13 protein-coding genes are annotated in these 15,029 nt (G+C 72.0%); 7 read left to right on the forward strand and 6 right to left on the reverse strand.

Annotation, left to right across the window (positions count from 1 at the left end):
• The first annotated feature begins 176 nt into the window (after positions 1-176).
• The 7 genes from MB828_RS35610 (at position 177) to MB828_RS35640 (ending at position 8,215) form a co-directional block, all read left to right on the forward strand.
• The gene (locus MB828_RS35610) at positions 177-614 is read left to right on the forward strand and encodes a MarR family winged helix-turn-helix transcriptional regulator (protein WP_133022804.1); all 438 of its coding nucleotides are present in this window, start codon (positions 177-179) and stop codon (positions 612-614) included.
• Entirely contained in the window at positions 611-2,023 is a 1,413-nt protein-coding gene (locus tag MB828_RS35615; RefSeq protein ID WP_301651792.1) for an MFS transporter, read from the forward strand. The genes MB828_RS35610 and MB828_RS35615 overlap by 4 nt, the downstream gene beginning before the upstream one ends.
• Positions 2,024-2,031: 8 nt before the next feature.
• A complete protein-coding gene (locus tag MB828_RS35620; protein ID WP_301651793.1) occupies positions 2,032-2,616 on the forward strand; it encodes a hydrolase in 585 nt (194 codons plus the stop codon).
• 150 nt (positions 2,617-2,766) lie between these two features.
• Positions 2,767-4,800 carry a glycosyltransferase family 2 protein gene (locus MB828_RS35625; protein WP_301651794.1) on the forward strand — a complete coding sequence of 678 codons (2,034 nt, stop codon included), beginning with the start codon at positions 2,767-2,769 and terminating at the stop codon, positions 4,798-4,800.
• A 5-nt stretch (positions 4,801-4,805) separates the two neighbouring features.
• Positions 4,806-5,405 carry a dTDP-4-dehydrorhamnose 3,5-epimerase gene (rfbC, locus tag MB828_RS35630; protein WP_133022800.1) on the forward strand — a complete coding sequence of 200 codons (600 nt, stop codon included), beginning with the start codon at positions 4,806-4,808 and terminating at the stop codon, positions 5,403-5,405.
• A gap of 216 nt (positions 5,406-5,621) precedes the next feature.
• Positions 5,622-7,487, forward strand: coding sequence for a serine/threonine-protein kinase (locus tag MB828_RS35635; protein ID WP_301651795.1), 1,866 nt, complete (start codon positions 5,622-5,624; stop codon positions 7,485-7,487).
• 38 nt (positions 7,488-7,525) lie between these two features.
• A complete protein-coding gene (locus MB828_RS35640) occupies positions 7,526-8,215 on the forward strand; it encodes a hypothetical protein (protein WP_301651796.1) in 690 nt (229 codons plus the stop codon).
• 112 nt (positions 8,216-8,327) lie between these two features.
• On the opposite strand, the gene MB828_RS35645 is transcribed toward MB828_RS35640, so the two are convergent.
• The 6 genes from MB828_RS35645 to MB828_RS35670 form a co-directional block, all read right to left on the reverse strand.
• Positions 8,328-9,128 (reverse strand): class I SAM-dependent methyltransferase, encoded by an 801-nt coding sequence (locus MB828_RS35645; RefSeq protein ID WP_133022798.1) that lies wholly within the window; start codon positions 9,126-9,128, stop codon positions 8,328-8,330.
• Positions 9,125-10,006 (reverse strand): dTDP-4-dehydrorhamnose reductase, encoded by an 882-nt coding sequence (rfbD, locus tag MB828_RS35650; protein ID WP_133022797.1) that lies wholly within the window; start codon positions 10,004-10,006, stop codon positions 9,125-9,127. The genes MB828_RS35645 and rfbD overlap by 4 nt, the downstream gene beginning before the upstream one ends.
• A complete protein-coding gene (gene rfbB / locus MB828_RS35655; protein WP_133022796.1) occupies positions 10,006-11,004 on the reverse strand; it encodes a dTDP-glucose 4,6-dehydratase in 999 nt (332 codons plus the stop codon). Before rfbB ends, rfbD begins: the two co-directional genes overlap by 1 nt.
• The gene (locus MB828_RS35660) at positions 11,001-12,068 is read right to left on the reverse strand and encodes a glucose-1-phosphate thymidylyltransferase (protein WP_133022795.1); all 1,068 of its coding nucleotides are present in this window, start codon (positions 12,066-12,068) and stop codon (positions 11,001-11,003) included. Before MB828_RS35660 ends, rfbB begins: the two co-directional genes overlap by 4 nt.
• Positions 12,069-12,208: 140 nt before the next feature.
• Positions 12,209-12,481, reverse strand: coding sequence for a hypothetical protein (locus MB828_RS35665; protein ID WP_301651797.1), 273 nt, complete (start codon positions 12,479-12,481; stop codon positions 12,209-12,211).
• 63 nt (positions 12,482-12,544) lie between these two features.
• A complete protein-coding gene (locus MB828_RS35670; protein WP_301651798.1) occupies positions 12,545-15,007 on the reverse strand; it encodes a SpoIIE family protein phosphatase in 2,463 nt (820 codons plus the stop codon).
• Between the last annotated feature and the right edge of the window lie 22 nt (positions 15,008-15,029).

The following is a 15,029-nucleotide window of genomic DNA, read 5'->3' on the forward strand; positions in this document are numbered from 1 at the left end:
CCGCAGCCCCCAGTCCTCGCAGCCCCCACTCCTCGCCGCCCCCACTCCTCGCCGCCCCCACTCCTCGCAGCCCCCACTCCTCGCCGCCCCCACTCCTCGCCGCCCCCGACGAATCTTCAGGCCGGACTGAACAGTTTCGGCTGGACAGTTTGGGCTGTCGGTTTTAGGGTGGGCGTATGGCAGAGATCTCCGATTCCGCGAGCCGGGCCGCGCGCGATCTGCGCGTGATGTTCAGCCGGTTGCGCCGTCGCATCCGCGAGGTCGCGCAGGACGCGGACCTCACCCCCTCACAGGAGTCGGCGCTCACCCTCGTGTCGAAGCACGGCGCGGCCACCGCCAGCGCGCTGGCCTCCGCCGAGGGCGTGCGGCCGCAGTCGATGGCCGCCACGCTGGCCGCGCTCGACCAGCAGGGGCTGATCCGGCGCAGCCCCGACCCGACCGACGGCCGCCGCCAGCTCGTCACCCTCACCGAGGCCGGACTGGCCCGGGTCGAGGGCAACCGGCAGGCGCGCGACGAGTGGCTGGCCCGCGCCTTCCAGGACCGGTACACCGACGACGAGCGCCGGACCCTGCTCACCGCCATCGAGCTGCTGGAACGGCTGTCGCGCCCGTGATACCGAGGCTCACCGCGCGCAACGGCACGGACGCCCGGCCGGCACCCGCCGGCTTCGACCGGCGGCTGATCGCTCCGATGGTCCTGGGTTCCGTGCTGAACCCGATCAACTCCTCGATGATCGCCGTGGCGCTGGTGCCGATCGGCATCGCCTTCGGGGCCCCGCCCGCCGAGACGGTGTGGCTGGTCACCGCGCTGTATCTGGCGACCGCCGTGGGTCAGCCGGTGATCGGGCGGCTCGTGGACATGTACGGGCCGCGCCGGCTCTACCTCGCCGGGACCGGCCTGGTGGGCGTCGCCGGACTGCTGGGCGCGCTGGCCCCCTCGCTTGGCGTGCTGATCGCGGCCCGGGTGCTGCTCGGGTTCGGCACGTCGGCGGCGTATCCGGCGGCGATGCGGCTGACCCGCAGCGAGGCCGAGCGCACCGGCCAGGACAGCCCGGCCGGGGTGCTGACCGCGCTCGCCGTGTCCGCCCAGACCGTCGCCGTGATCGGCCCGACGCTGGGCGGGGTGCTCATCGGCGCCGCCGGCTGGCACATGGTGTTCACCGTCAACGTGCCGCTGTCCGCGGCCTGTCTGGTGCTCGGCGTGAAGTGGCTGCCGAAGACCGGACCGGCCGCGCGCCGCCAGGCCATGGACCTGCCCGGCATGGCGCTGTTCGCGGTCCTGCTGGTCTCGCTGATGCTGTTCCTGATGGGTCCGCGGCCCGACCGCTGGTACCTGCCGGTGCTGACCCTCCTGGCGGCCGCCGCCTTCGCGGTCCGGGAGCTGCGGGTGCCGGACCCCTTCGTCGACCTGCGCGTCCTCGGCGGCAACGGGCCGCTCGTCGTCACCTATCTGCGCCAGCTCCTCGCGTACACCACCTCGTACGCCTTCCTGTACGGCTACACGCAGTGGCTGGAGCAGGGCCGCGGCCTCGACGCCTCCGCCGCCGGGCTCGTACTGCTGCCGCTGTCCGCCTCCGCGCTGGTCACGGCCACCGTCACCGGCCGCCGGGAGGCCGTCCGCGGCAAGCTGGTCGTCGGGTCCGTGCTGCAGATCGCGGGCTGCGCGGCCCTGCTGGCGGTCGGCGCCGGCAGCCCGGTGTGGCTGCTGCTCGCGGTCGGCGCGCTGCTCGGCGTCCCGCAGGGGCTGCTCGGGCTCGCCGCGCAGACCGCCCTGTACCGGCAGGCCGACCCGGAACGGATCGGCTCCGCCGCCGGACTGCTGCGCACCTTCATGTACCTCGGCGCACTGGGTGCCTCCGCGGCCACCGCGGCGTTCTACCCGGACCACGCCGACACGACCGGGCTGCACGGCCTGGCCCTGTTCATGCTCGCCGGCTCCGTACTGCTGCTGGCGATCACACTGCCGGACCGCTCGCTGGCCCGGCTCACCCCGCAAGCCCCTCAAGCCACCCGAAAGGCCTGATCCACCCCATGTCTCTGAGCACCCTCGACCCGCGCACCGCCCTCGTCGTCATCGACCTCCAGCAGGGCATCGTGGGCATGCCCACCCAGCCGCACACCGGCGCCGAGGTGGTGGCCCGCACCGCCCAGCTCGCCGACGCCTTCCGCGCCAAGGGCCTCCCCGTGGTCCTGGTCCGGGTCTCCTTCGCGGCCGACTTCGCGGACGCCGTCCCGGGCCGCACCGAGCGCCAGGCGCGCGGCCTCGCCTTCCCGGAGGGCTGGGACACCGTCGTCGACGAGCTGTCCGGCCACGCCGGCGACATCCACGTCACCAAGCACAACTGGAGCGCCTTCCACGGCACCGACCTGGACGTCCAGCTGCGCCGCCGGGGCGTCACCCAGATCGTGCTGACCGGCATCGCCACCAGCATCGGCGTGGAGTCCACCGCGCGTGACGGCTACGCGCACGGCTACCACGTGACGCTCGCCACCGACGCGATGGCCGACGCCGACCCCGAGGCGCACCGCGGCAGCGTGGAGCGGATCTTCCCCCGGCTCGGTGAGTCCGGCAGCACGGCGGAAATCCTGGAACTGCTGGCCAAGACCCACGACTGAGCAGGACATTTGACGCACAGCTGACACTTCACGACCCGGTCTTGACCAAGGGGTGAGACACACCCGAGGTCAGGGCCGGGTTAGCATTCGCCCACGTGTACGTGCCGTCCAGGGAAACGGACGGCTTTATCCAGGGGGCTAGGAAGCCGGATGCCGGTCAAGGTCAGTGTTGTCGTCCCTGTTTACAATCCGGGACCCTATATCGAGGACTGCGTGGCCTCGATGCTCCGGCAGTCGCTGCCGCGCGACGAGTACGAAGTGATCTTCGTGGACGACGGCTCCAGCGACGAGACCCCGGCCCGGCTCGACGCGCTCGCCGCCGAGCACCCGCACATCCACGTCATCCACCAGGAGCCCTCCGGCTGGTCCGGCAAGCCCCGCAACGTCGGCATCGCCGCCTCCAAGGGCGAGTTCGTGATGTTCGTCGACAACGACGACTTCCTCGGCGACGAGGCCCTGGAGCGGATGTACGACTACGGCGTCGAGAACGAGGCCGACCTGATCATCGGCAAGATGGCCGGCAAGGGCCGCCCGGTGCCGGTGGAGCTGTTCCGCCGCAACCACCCGCGGGCCACCGTCGAGAACGCCCCCCTGATGAGCAGCCTGACCCCGCACAAGATGCTGCGCCGGTCCTTCCTGGACCGCATCGGACTGCGCTTCCCCGAGGGCCGCCGGCGCCTCGAGGACCATGTCTTCGTCGCCGAGGCGTACCTGCGCGCGTCGAACATCTCGGTGCTCAGCGACTACGTCTGCTACTACCACCTCAAGCGCGAGGACGCCTCCAACGCCGGTTTCCAGCGCTTCGACCCGGTCGGCTACTTCGGCAACCTCCGCGAGGCCCTCGACGTCGTCGAGCGCTACACCGAGCCCGGTGCCAAGCGCGACAAGATGTTCCAGCGCTGGCTGAACAACGAGATGACCGAGCGGCTGCGCGGCAAGCGGTTCCTCAAGCTGCCGGACGACTACCGCAAGGAGCTCTTCGACGAGATCCACAAGGTGATCGCCGAGCGCATGGGCCCCTCCGTGTTCGCGCTCCTCGCCCCGGCCCAGCGGGTGGTCGCCGAACTGGCCGCCGCCGGCCGCTACGAGGACGTGCTCGCCGTCGCCGAGTGGGAGGCGGCCGTCAACCCCTCGACGGCCCTGGAGAGCGTCCGCTGGGACGGCGGCGCCCTGAAGATCGACTTCGCCGCCGAGTACACCGCCGGCGGCGCGCCGAAGACCTACCCGGCCGACACCGCCGCCGCCCCGGCCGACGGGCCGGCGGCGACCGCCGCCGAGGCCATCGCCCGGCTGGAGCTCGGCACCGCGGCCCGTTTCGGCAAGGCCAACGTCGACCTGGTCGTGCGCGAACGCGAGACCCACGCGCAGTTCTTCCAGCCGGTCGAGCTCACCCGCGAGACCGTGCCCGTGGAGGGCGAGCCGGACCGCGTCCGCCTGATCGTGAAGGCCACCGCCACCGTGGACCCGGGCACCGCCGCCAGCGGCACCCCGCTGGCCGCCGGGCTGTGGGACGCCTTCGTCCGGCTGACGATCGGCGGCTGGACCCGGGAGCACCGGCTGTTCCCGGCCTCCCCGACGTCCGGGGCCCCCTTCCCCGCGATGCCGGTACCGGGCGTCGTCGGCGGCCGGCGCGTGCTGCCGTACTGGACGGTCAAGGACAACTTCGCGCTCGACGTCGACATGGCGAGCAAGCGGCTCGGCTTCGGCGAGTTCAAGCCGGAGGACTTCACGGTCGCCGGGGACCGGCTGCGCGCGGAGCTGCCCTTCCACGTCGACGGTGACGTCAAGGCCTCGGTCCGGCTGACCGGCCCCAAGCCCGCCGCCGAGGTGCTGGAGGTGCCCGCCACGCTGTCGCCCGCCGAGGGCGGCGGCGCCGTGCTGGACGCTCCGCTGCCGGTCCGCTCGCTCCAGGAGGGCAGCTGGCGGCTCGCCCTGTGCCTGCTCGCGGACGTCGCCGAACCGCGCTTCTTCACGCTGCCGCTCGTCGTCCGCGACTCCCCCGCGGGCCTGAAGGTCGCCAAGCCGGCCCAGAAGAAGCCCGCCGCACAGAAGCCCGCCCCGGCGCCCAAGCCGAGGCCGGGCGCCGCCCGCCGGCTGGCCCGCAAGCTCCCGCTGCCGGTGCGCCGCGCGCTGGTCAGGGCACTCGGCAGGGGCAGGAAGCCCGCACGACAGGAAGGCAAGTAAGAACCGTGCGACCGCTGAGCATCGAAGGCGCCTGGGTCCAGGAGCCCAAGGCCTTCCCCGACGACCGGGGCAGCTTCCACGAGTGGTTCAAGGCGGAGGAGTTCCGCGAGGCCCTCGGCTACGACCTCGACCTCGTCCAGGCCAACTGCTCGGTCTCCCGGCGGGGCGTCCTGCGGGGCGTCCACTTCGCCGACGTGCCGCCGAGCCAGTCCAAGTACGTCAAGTGCGTACGCGGCGCGGTGCTGGACGTGATCGTGGACATCCGGGTCGGCTCCCCCACGTTCGGGCGCTGGGAGGCGGTCCGGCTCGACGAGGAGAACCGCCACGCCGTGTTCCTCTCGGAGGGCCTGGGTCACGCGTTCATGGCGCTGACCGACGACGCCACGGTGGTGTACCTGTGCTCGGCCGGGTACGCCCCCGGCCGTGAGCACGGCATCAACCCGCTCGACCCCGAGCTGGGCATCGAGTGGCCCGAGGGCTTCGAGCCGGTGCTCTCGGAGAAGGACGCGCAGGCACCGTCGCTGGCCGAGGCCGGGAAGGCGGGGCTGCTGCCGTCGTACGAGGACTGCGTGGCGTTCTACGAGAGCCTGCGGTCCGGCGGCTGAGCAGGGCACCGAAATGCCGTGGCCGGTCCGCGACCGGCCACGGCATTCGCTTTCCTGCGGTCCGGCAACTCGCACCTCTGCTCTTTGAATTCCCGTCAGAACAGCGGTTGCAGAACTGTGAAATACCCAGCCGTTCTGGATCTTTTCACACTGGAAGAATTCCCCCGGGCACGGTTTTCGGCGGCCCAAGGAAAACCTGGATCTCAGGGGGGAAATGTGACGGGAGTTTCTCATCACGCCTGGCGGGAAAACGAACCGGACGCGGATGTCTGGAGCGTTCCCGGTTGTACCGACATCGCGGAACTGGGCAAGGGGGGCACCGGTCGGGTGGTGATCGCCCACCACACCGCGACCGGCCGGTACGTCGCGATCAAGTATCTCGACGGAGAACTGCGCTGGGAATCGGAATTCCGCACTTCCATGCGTGCCGAGGCCGTACTTCTCAACGACCTGGCATCTCCGCACGTGACCCGGCTGTACGAGTACGTCGAAGCCCGTAAGGGCGCGGCCATCGTCATGGAATTGGTGTTCGGCGCCGCACTCCGCGCACTGCTCAGGTCCGGCCCCACCAGCCCCGAGGCCGCGCTCGTCGTCCTCAAGGGCTCCCTCCTCGGTCTGGCCGCCGCGCACGGCGCGGGCGTGGTGCACCGTGACTACAAACCCGAGAACGTGCTGGTGAGCTGGGACGGCCGGTCCAAGCTCGTGGACTTCGGCATTTCCGCGCGCACCGGCGACCGCCACGGCCGCAGCGGCACCTGGGCGTACAAGCCGCCCGAGCACTGGAGGCTGGAGGACGCCACACCGGCCGGTGACGTCTACGCGGCCACGGCCACCTTCTACGAGTGCGTGACCGGCGTACGTCCCTTCCAGGGATGGACCGAGTGGGATTTCCAGTACCGGCACGTGTACGAGCCGGTACCGGTGGCCCAGGTGCCGTCAGGGGTGCGCGAACTGGTCCTGCACGGGATGGCCAAGGACCCGGCCCTGCGCCCGCAGAGCGCCCTCGGTTTCCTGGCGGAGCTGGAACGGGTCGCCGGGAGCTCGTTCGGCCCCGACTGGGAGGAGCGCGGGCAGAGCCGGCTGGCCGCGCTGGCGGCGGCCCTCGTCCCGCCGGCGATGACACGCCTCGGCATCCGTCCCGTGGGCTCGGCCACCGCACTGGCCCGCACCGAACTGACGTCCAGGCGGCACGCCCGGCCGCGCCTCCGGGGCGAGCTGCTGGCAGGCGCGGCCGCCGCGGTGGCGGTGGCGGGTCTGCTCGGCGTGCTGCCGGGCGGCTGGGCCGGGGCGGACGAATCCTCCGCCGGTGCGCATGCCCGAGCCGTCACCAGCCTCGCGCCGGAACCGGCCCGCCGGACTCCCGCACCGAAGGTCACGAAGGGCGACGCCACAGCAGGGGACGACAGCACGGCGTCCGGACCGGCCGACCGTCACCGCGCCGCGAGCCCGGCGCCGCACGACGGCGCCACGACCGGCCGCACTGCCCCCGGCACGGACCCGAGCCGGGACACCGGCACCAGGAAGAACGACCGGGACACGGGGACCCGCGACGACGACCCCGGGACCACGACGGACCGCACTCCGGACAAGGCCCCCGACACGAACACCGGATCAGCGACCCCGACCGACCCGGACACGGCTCCCGGCACGCACGGGACCACCTCGGCCGGCCCGACCTCGGACTCCACCGCCGACACGGACCCCACCCCGACCTCCGGCACGCCGTCCGGCCCGAGCGAGACCCCGACGACCGGCTCCACGACCGGCACAGACGCTACCCCCACGACCGGCACGACGTCGGGCTCCCCAGCCGGCTCAGGCACGACCCCTGGCTCCGGACACCCCTCCCACTCGCACACCGGACACAGCTCACACCCCGACTCCGGCACCACCGCCGGCTCCGGCTCCACATCTGGCACCGGCACCGGCACCGGCACCGGCACCGGCTCAGCATCCGGCTCCAGCTCCGGCACCGGTACGGCCTCCGGTGGTTCCACGGCCGGTGGTGATCCCGCCGGGTCGTCGGTGACGTCGTCGCAGGGAGCCGAGACCGAGCCCGCCGTGCCGGGTGAGCCCGGCTGATCGCGGTGGATCGAGCTCTACGGCAGAGGGGGCCGAAGATGACGAACCACGAGGACCGCTCCGAACCGCAGTGGCGATGCCCGGATCCCGGCGTGCGGCCGACCCTCCCGGACCCGGACCTGCAACCGACCATCAGGCAGCTCGACGACGCGACCACCTACGTGCCCACCGTCCTGGACGCCCGGTGGACGAGCACGGCGCCCGGACCCGAGCCGGACGTCCTCCGCTTCGGCCCGGGTGTCCCGCCCCTGGGGGCCCCGGACACCGCGGCCGACGCGTGGCGTGACCCACCGCGGCAGCCCCCGGAGCAGCCCCGCGGGCGCCTGCGCCGGCTCGGCAGGTACCGGCTGGCGGCGGTGGTCCTGGCCGTCGTGCTGGTCTGGTGGCTGTGGCCACGGCAGCCGGCCGAGCTGCGGGTCACCGGTGTGACGGCGCGAACGGACGCGGTTCCCGGATGCGACGCGGCCGCCGAGGTGGTCGCGGTGGTGCGCACGAACGGTGCGGCCGGCACGCTCACCTACGAGTGGGACCGCTACGAGCGGGACCGCAGTGACCGCACCTCTTCTGGCCCGCTGACGGAACGGCTCGGCAAGGGGCAGCACGAGACGCGTCTGCGGCTGTCCTGGACGTTCCACGGCAGGGGCAGCCGACACGCGACGGCACGACTGGTCGTCCGCTCCCCCGGGTCGCACACGGTGTCCGCGTCCTTCACGTACACCTGCCGCTGAGCGCGCAGCTGGGCGGGAATCCGCAGGCAGGAAGCGGGAAAAGGGGAACGGCGAGGCGTCACGACCCCGCGGTCGTGACGCCTCGCCGTCCTGTGGAACGCCTGCGGAACGCTCAGCCTGCCGTGAGCTGGCGCAGGGCGCGGCTCAGGGGCTCCCAGCCCCGCGCCCGCTTGGTGCCCCGGTTGCGGGAGGCCACCAGGGGCTTCCAGAAGGACGCGCCGACCAGCTGTTCCGGGGTCACCGCCGTAGTCCTGCCGAGGATCGACTCGGGGACCTTCTGCGGGTCCGGGACCTCGAACTCCGCGATGATCTCGTCGTACTTGTCCTTGAGGACCGTGTTCGACGGGTCGGCGCCGAAGACGACGAGCTGGCCGGTGGGGGCCGTGTCGACCAGGACGGTCACCAGCTCGGGGCGGTACCGGTTGAGGATCTCGACCAGCTTGTAGACGTCACCCGTCCACGCGTCGGTGTGGCGGTCACGGGCCGCCTCGTCGACGTTGCGTGGCAGCATGTCGTCGAAGACGATCACACTCGCCCAGTCGGAGTGCTGCTCGATGTTGATGAAGTCCCGCAGCGCGTACTCGAACAGGTGCATGCCGTCGATGAACGCCAGGTCGAGCGTGGTCCGCTGCCAGTAGCCGAACGGGCTGCGGTTGCGTGCGATGTTGCGCAGCGGGTGACGGCCTCCCCTGAGGTGCGCCAGGGGGTTCTCCCTGGCGAAGAAGTCGTCACTGGTCGCCTTGGCGAGGTGCACGTCGCAGCGGATCTCCGAGACCACCTTGAAGGCGGGGTCGATCGCGATGCTGGGAACTCTGGACAGCGTCAGACTACGGCCGTCGTTGACGCCGATCTCCAGGTAGTTGCGGTTCGCGCTGACCTGGTGGAGTTCCCGGAGGAACTCGTGCCTTTTCACTGGGACATCTCCTTGCGGATCTGGGGCAGTGCATCCTGCAGTGCTGACCTCCAGTCCCGGGACGGCTCCAGACCGATCTCCTGCCATCGGGCATGCCCCAGCGCGCTGTACGCCGGTCGGGGCGCGGGCCGGACGAAGGCCCGGCTGTCGGTGGGGCGCACCCGCTCGGGATCCGCCCCGGCAAGCCGGAACACCTCCCGGGCCAGGTCGTACCAGCTGGCCTCACCGGAACTGGTTCCGTGGAACATACCGTGAACACCGGTGTCTGGGGAGATCCTTGGTCCAAGCTGTGCAATACGTATGGCAAGGTCCGCGGTCCAGGTGGGCTGCCCACGCTGGTCGTCGACGACGTCCACGGTGTCCAGCTTCTGCTCCAGTTCGAGCATGGTGCGGACGAAACTGCGGCCGTGCACGCCGTACAGCCAGGCCGTGCGGACCACCGCGGAGGCGCCCGGGAGCTCCTCCAGGACGGCGCGCTCACCGGCCAGCTTGGTGCGGCCGTAGGCGGTCCTGGGGGCCGTGGGGTGGTCCTCCGGGTACGGCGTGCTGCGGGCCTCGCCGTCGAAGACGTAGTCGGTGGAGACGTGCACGAGGCGGGCGCCGTGCCGGGCGGCGGCGCGCGCCAGCAGGCGCGGGCCCGTGCCGTTGATCAGCAGGGCCCGCTCCTCGTCGGTCTCGGCGTCGTCGACGGCGGTGTACGCGGCGCAGTTCACCACCAGGTCGGGCGTGTGCCCGGCGAGGGCCGACTCCACCGAGTCGGCGCTGGTGATGTCGAGGCCGTCCCGGCCTAGCGGCACGACCTCCTCACCCCGGCGCCGGAGTTCCTCGACCACGTCCTGGCCGAGCATCCCGGCCGCGCCGGCGACGAGCCACTTCATCAGTGCTTCTCCTGCTCCTTACGGGACTCCAGGGCGGCGCGCTCCTTCAGCGGCTCCCACCAGTCGCGGTTGTCGCGGTACCAGGCGACGGTGTCGGCGAGGCCGGAGGTGAAGTCGTGCTTCGGGGTGTAGCCCAGCTCGTCGTGGATCTTGCTCCAGTCGACCGAGTAGCGCTGGTCGTGGCCCTTGCGGTCGGCGACGCGGTCGACGCGCTCCCAGTCGGCGCCGCACGCCTCCAGGAGCAGGCCGGTGAGCTCCTTGTTGCTGAGCTCGGTGCCGCCGCCGATGTTGTAGACCTCGCCGGCCCGGCCGCCGGTGCGGACCAGGTCGATGCCCTGGCAGTGGTCCTCGACGTGCAGCCAGTCGCGGACGTTGCTGCCGTCGCCGTACAGGGGCACGTTCTTGCCGTCGAGGAGGTTGCTCACGAAGAGCGGGATGACCTTCTCGGGGAACTGGTGCGGCCCGTAGTTGTTGGAGCAGCGGGTGACGCGGACGTCCATGCCGTGGGTGCGGTGGAAGGCCAGCGCCAGCAGGTCCGAGGATGCCTTGGAGGCGGAGTACGGCGAGTTCGGCTGGAGCGGGTGGCTCTCGGGCCAGGAGCCGGTCTCGATGGAGCCGTAGACCTCGTCGGTGGAGACGTGCACGAACGGGCCGACGCCGTGGCGCAGGGCCGCGTCCAGCAGGGTCTGGGTACCGACCACGTTGGTGCGGACGAACGCGCCCGCGCCGTCGATGGAGCGGTCGACGTGCGACTCGGCGGCGAAGTGCACGACCTGGTCGGCGTCGGCCATGAGCTTGTCGACCAGCTCGGCGTCGCAGATGTCGCCCTGGACGAAGGTCAGCCGCGGGTGCGACTCCGGCAGGTTCGTGAGGGTGCCCGCGTAGGTGAGCTTGTCCAGCACGGTGATGTGCGGCGCGTCGGGGCCGTCGGCGGCGAGCAGGCCGCGGACGTACGTGGAACCGATGAAGCCGGCCGCGCCGGTGACGAGGAGATTCATGAACGGATCTGCACCTTGCTGTGGTCTCCGAGAACGAGGCGGTGGGCGCTGGGGGTGCCGGGTGCCGGGGTCACCTCGACGTGCCGGCCGATCAGCGAGGACTCGATCCTGCCCACCCCGTCGATGGAGGAGTCCCGCAGCACTATGGAGAACTCCAGCTCACTCTCGGTGATCCGGCAGTTCTCGGCGACCGACGTGAAGGGGCCCACGTAGGAGTCGCTGACGACGGTGCCGGCACCGATCACGACGGGGCCGACGATCCGGGAGCCGGTGACGCGCGCGCCCGCCTCGACGACCACGCGGCCGACGATCTGGCTGGCCTCGTCGACCTCGCCGTCGATGCGCGGCTCCTGGGCCTCCAGGACGGTCCGGTTGACCTCCAGCATGTCGACGACGTTGCCGGTGTCCTTCCAGTAGCCCTTGATCACCGTGGAGCGCACGTCGGCGCGCTGGTCGATGAGGTGCTGGATGGCGTGGGTGATCTCCAGCTCGCCGCGCCAGGACGGCTTGATGGCGCGCACCGCGTCGTGGATGGCGGGCGTGAACAGGTACACGCCGACCAGCGCGAGGTCGCTCTTGGGCTCCTGGGGCTTCTCCTCCAGGCCGACCACCTGGCCGTCGGCGTCGAGCTCGGCGACACCGAAGGCCCGCGGGTTGGGCACGTGGGTGAGGAGGATCTGGGCGTCGGGGCGGGTCTCGCGGAACTCGTCGACGAGTCCGCTGATGCCGCCGACGATGAAGTTGTCGCCGAGGTACATCACGAAGTCGTCGTCGCCGAGGAACTCGCGCGCGATGAGTACCGCGTGGGCCAGGCCCAGGGGGCGTTCCTGGGGGATGTAGGTGACGTTCAGGCCGAACTTCGACCCGTCGCCGACCGCTTCCTCGATCTCGGCGGCGGTGTCGCCGACGATCATCCCGACCTCGGTGACGCCCGCGGCCGCGAGGGATTCGAGCCCGTAGAACAGCACGGGTTTGTTCGCCACCGGTACGAGCTGTTTCGCCGATGTGTGGGTGATCGGCCGCAGCCGGGTTCCGGCACCGCCGGAGAGCACCAAAGCCTTCATTCGCTACACCTTATAGGTGAACATCTGATTGAGACGTTCTTCTGTTTTCCTGAGTGGTTACGACAGTATGGCCCTGGTGCGGATGTCATGTGACCACGAGGTGCCGCTAACCGGCATCCCGCCCGTTTTGTACGGTGTTTTCAGGCCTCCGGCCAGCCCGCCGCGCGTTCCACCTCCGCCTCGACCTCGGCGCGCGAGCGGCCCTCGTCACGGGCGTACTCGCTGACCGCGGTCTGCTCGTCGCGGGCCAGGTCGCGCCAGGCCCGCAGGGCGGTCTCGTAGGTCTCCGACTGGGCGCCGCCGGGCCCCTGCCGGGCCGGCGGCCCGTAGGCGTCCCGCAGTTCCAGGACCTTGTTGTGGGCCGTGTCGGCCGCGCGGTGCTTCGCCACCAGCTCTTCGAAGGTGTGTGCCACGACAAGACACTAAGAACGCTCGGCCCGCGCCGCCTCCCGAGACGTCCGGACAGGCGGCGGTGGTCAGCCGTCGAGGCCGTCGGCGTCGGCGAGAACCAGGTCCGCCCACACCTGCTTGCCGCCGCTGACCGGTACCGTCCCCCAGGCGGCCGACACGGCCTCCACGAGGAGGATGCCGCGCCCGCCGGTCGCCTCCCAGCCGATGTTGGTGGGTTTCACCGGGCTGCGCGGCGAGGCGTCGGCGACGGCGATGCGCAGCCGGTGGTCGAGCATGGTCAGGTCGAGCCGGACCGGGCCGTCGGTGTGGATGAGGGCGTTGGTGACGAGTTCGGAGACGACCAGCAGGGCCGCGTCCATCGCGTCGTCGGTGACCCCCCAGGTGCGCAGGCTGCGCTTGCTGAAGCGGCGGGCGTGCCGGGCGGCCTCCGGGACCCGCCACACCGTCCAGCTCTCCCGCAGCGGGCGCACGGCCATGCCGTCGTAGCGCAACAGCAGCAGGGCGACGTCGTCGGCGCGGGGGGCGTTGCCGAGCAGGGCGTCGGCGGCCAGGCCTAGGTGGGCGGGGTCGGAACCGGCGAGGTCGCGGGCGAAGCGCGCCATGCCGTCGTCGATGTCGGCGTCGGGGGTCTCGACCAGGCCGTCGGTGGTGAGCGCGAGCACGGTGCCGGGGCCCAGACTGAGCTGGGTCATGGGGAAGTCGGCCTGGGTGAGGACGCCGAGCGGCAGGCCGCCCTCGGTCTCGGTGATCTCCGTTGCGCCGTCCGGGTGACGCAGCACGGGCGGCAGGTGTCCGGCGCGCACGCACCAGGCGGTGCCGTCCTCCATGTCGACGTCGACGTAGCAGCAGGTGGCGAAGAGGTCGCTCTCCATGTCCATCAGCAGCCGGTTGGCGTGCGAGACGACCACGTCGGGGGTGTGGCCCTCGACCGCGTAGGCCCGCAGCGCGGTGCGCAGCTGGCCCATCAGCGTGGCGGCGGCCGCGCTGTGGCCCTGGACGTCGCCGATGACGAGGGCCACGTGGTTCTCGGGCAGCGGGATCACGTCGTACCAGTCGCCGCCCACCTCGAGGCCCGCGGTGGTGGGCAGGTAGCGGGCGACGGCGACCGCGCCGGGCAGGGTGGGCAGCCGGCGGGGCAGCAGGGTGCGCTGGAGCATGCCGACCAGTTCGTGCTCGGCGTCGAAGGCGTGGGCGCGCATCAGGGCCTCGCCGGCCAGGCCCGCGGAGGCGGTGAGCAGGGCGCGTTCGTCGGGACCGAAGTCGTGCGGGCTGTCCCAGCCGATCAGGCAGGCGCCGGCCATCCGGCCGCCGGCCGGCAGCGGCAGGACGGCGAGTCCGCCGGGGCCGACCTCGGCGAGGGCGGGTTCCAGGGTGGTCGGGACGGGCCAGATCCGGGCCCGTCCCTCGCGCAGGGCCGCGGCCAGGGTGGGCATGGAGCGGACGGGCGCGTCGGGCCATTCGGTGCGCCACTCGCTGCGCCACAGCTCGGGCCAGGACTCGGCGTCGGGCGGGTCGAGAACGGTGACGACCAGGCGGTCGTTCTCCAGCTCGGCCAGGGCGATCCGGTCCGCCTTGAGCGGTCCGCGCAGGGCGGTGACGACGGCCTGGCTGACGTCCTTGACGGTGCCGGCGGTGGCCAGGGCGGCGGCGAGCCGCTGCACCCGGGCCACGTCGGTGACGTCGGAACGCAGGGTGGAGGCGTCGGCGACGGTCCCGGCCAGCCGGGCCGGGCGGCCCTCCCCGCCGGGCACCAGCCGGCCGCGCAGCCGGAGCCACCTGGGCGACCCCGAGGGCTGGAGGACGCGGAACTCCAGCTCGCGGTCGCCGATGGACATGTGGTCGGCCTCGACGACCGACATCAGGGCCGGCACGTCCTCGGGCACGGTGCGGGCCAGCAGCGTCTCGACCTTGCCGTCGAACTCGTCGCGCGCCATCCGGAAGAGGTCCAGGATGCCGTCGCCGACCTCGATGCGGCCGGTGTCCATGGCGAGGCTGAACGCGTCGGCGGCCAGTTCGCCGCTGTCGGCGGTGGTGGGAAGCGGCGCGGGCAGGTTGATCGCGCCGGCGACCAGGTCCAGGCAGGCGCGGTCCTCGGGGCCGAATCCGTCGTCCCGTTCGCTGACGGCCACCAGGATTCCGGCGCCGGCGGGCACCGGCAGGACGGCCAGGGAGAACTCCTGGGACGGGGTCCGGCGGGCCTCGGGGCAGTCGGCCAGTTCCTCGGGGCCGAGCCACAGGGGGCGCCCGCTGCGGTACACCTCGGCGGGCGGGGACTGCCCGACGGCCGGGTAGGCGTCGCGCAGTCCGTACAGGGTGCGGGGCAGGCCGGCCGACTCCGCGAGGCGGAGCACGGTGCCGTCGTCGCCGAGCGTGTACACCCCGGCGAACGCCGCGCCGGAGAACACCAGGGCCTGTTCGAGCACACGACGGAGCCGCTCGGGTGCGCCGCGATCGCCGATGAGCGTTTCGAGGGCGATTTCGGCGCGATCCGTTCTCGTTCCGCGTACCGCAGCGCCCTCACTGACCACGCCGCCATTACAGCGCTTATGA

It is taken from the genome of Streptomyces arenae (assembly GCF_022343545.1).
Taxonomy (GTDB): Bacteria; Actinomycetota; Actinomycetes; order Streptomycetales; family Streptomycetaceae; genus Streptomyces; species Streptomyces humi.

What these genes read in the sequence shown, in the direction of transcription:
- rfbD (WP_133022797.1), bottom strand. Translation starts at nt 10,006, where the DNA reads ATGAAGTGGCTCGTCGCCGGCGCGGCCGGGATGCTCGGCCAGGACGTG.
- MB828_RS35610 (WP_133022804.1), top strand. Translation starts at nt 177, where the DNA reads ATGGCAGAGATCTCCGATTCCGCGAGCCGGGCCGCGCGCGATCTGCGC.
- MB828_RS35660 (WP_133022795.1), bottom strand. Translation starts at nt 12,068, where the DNA reads ATGAAGGCTTTGGTGCTCTCCGGCGGTGCCGGAACCCGGCTGCGGCCG.
- MB828_RS35620 (WP_301651793.1), top strand. Translation starts at nt 2,032, where the DNA reads ATGTCTCTGAGCACCCTCGACCCGCGCACCGCCCTCGTCGTCATCGAC.
- rfbB (WP_133022796.1), bottom strand. Translation starts at nt 11,004, where the DNA reads ATGAATCTCCTCGTCACCGGCGCGGCCGGCTTCATCGGTTCCACGTAC.
- MB828_RS35625 (WP_301651794.1), top strand. Translation starts at nt 2,767, where the DNA reads ATGCCGGTCAAGGTCAGTGTTGTCGTCCCTGTTTACAATCCGGGACCC.
- MB828_RS35640 (WP_301651796.1), top strand. Translation starts at nt 7,526, where the DNA reads ATGACGAACCACGAGGACCGCTCCGAACCGCAGTGGCGATGCCCGGAT.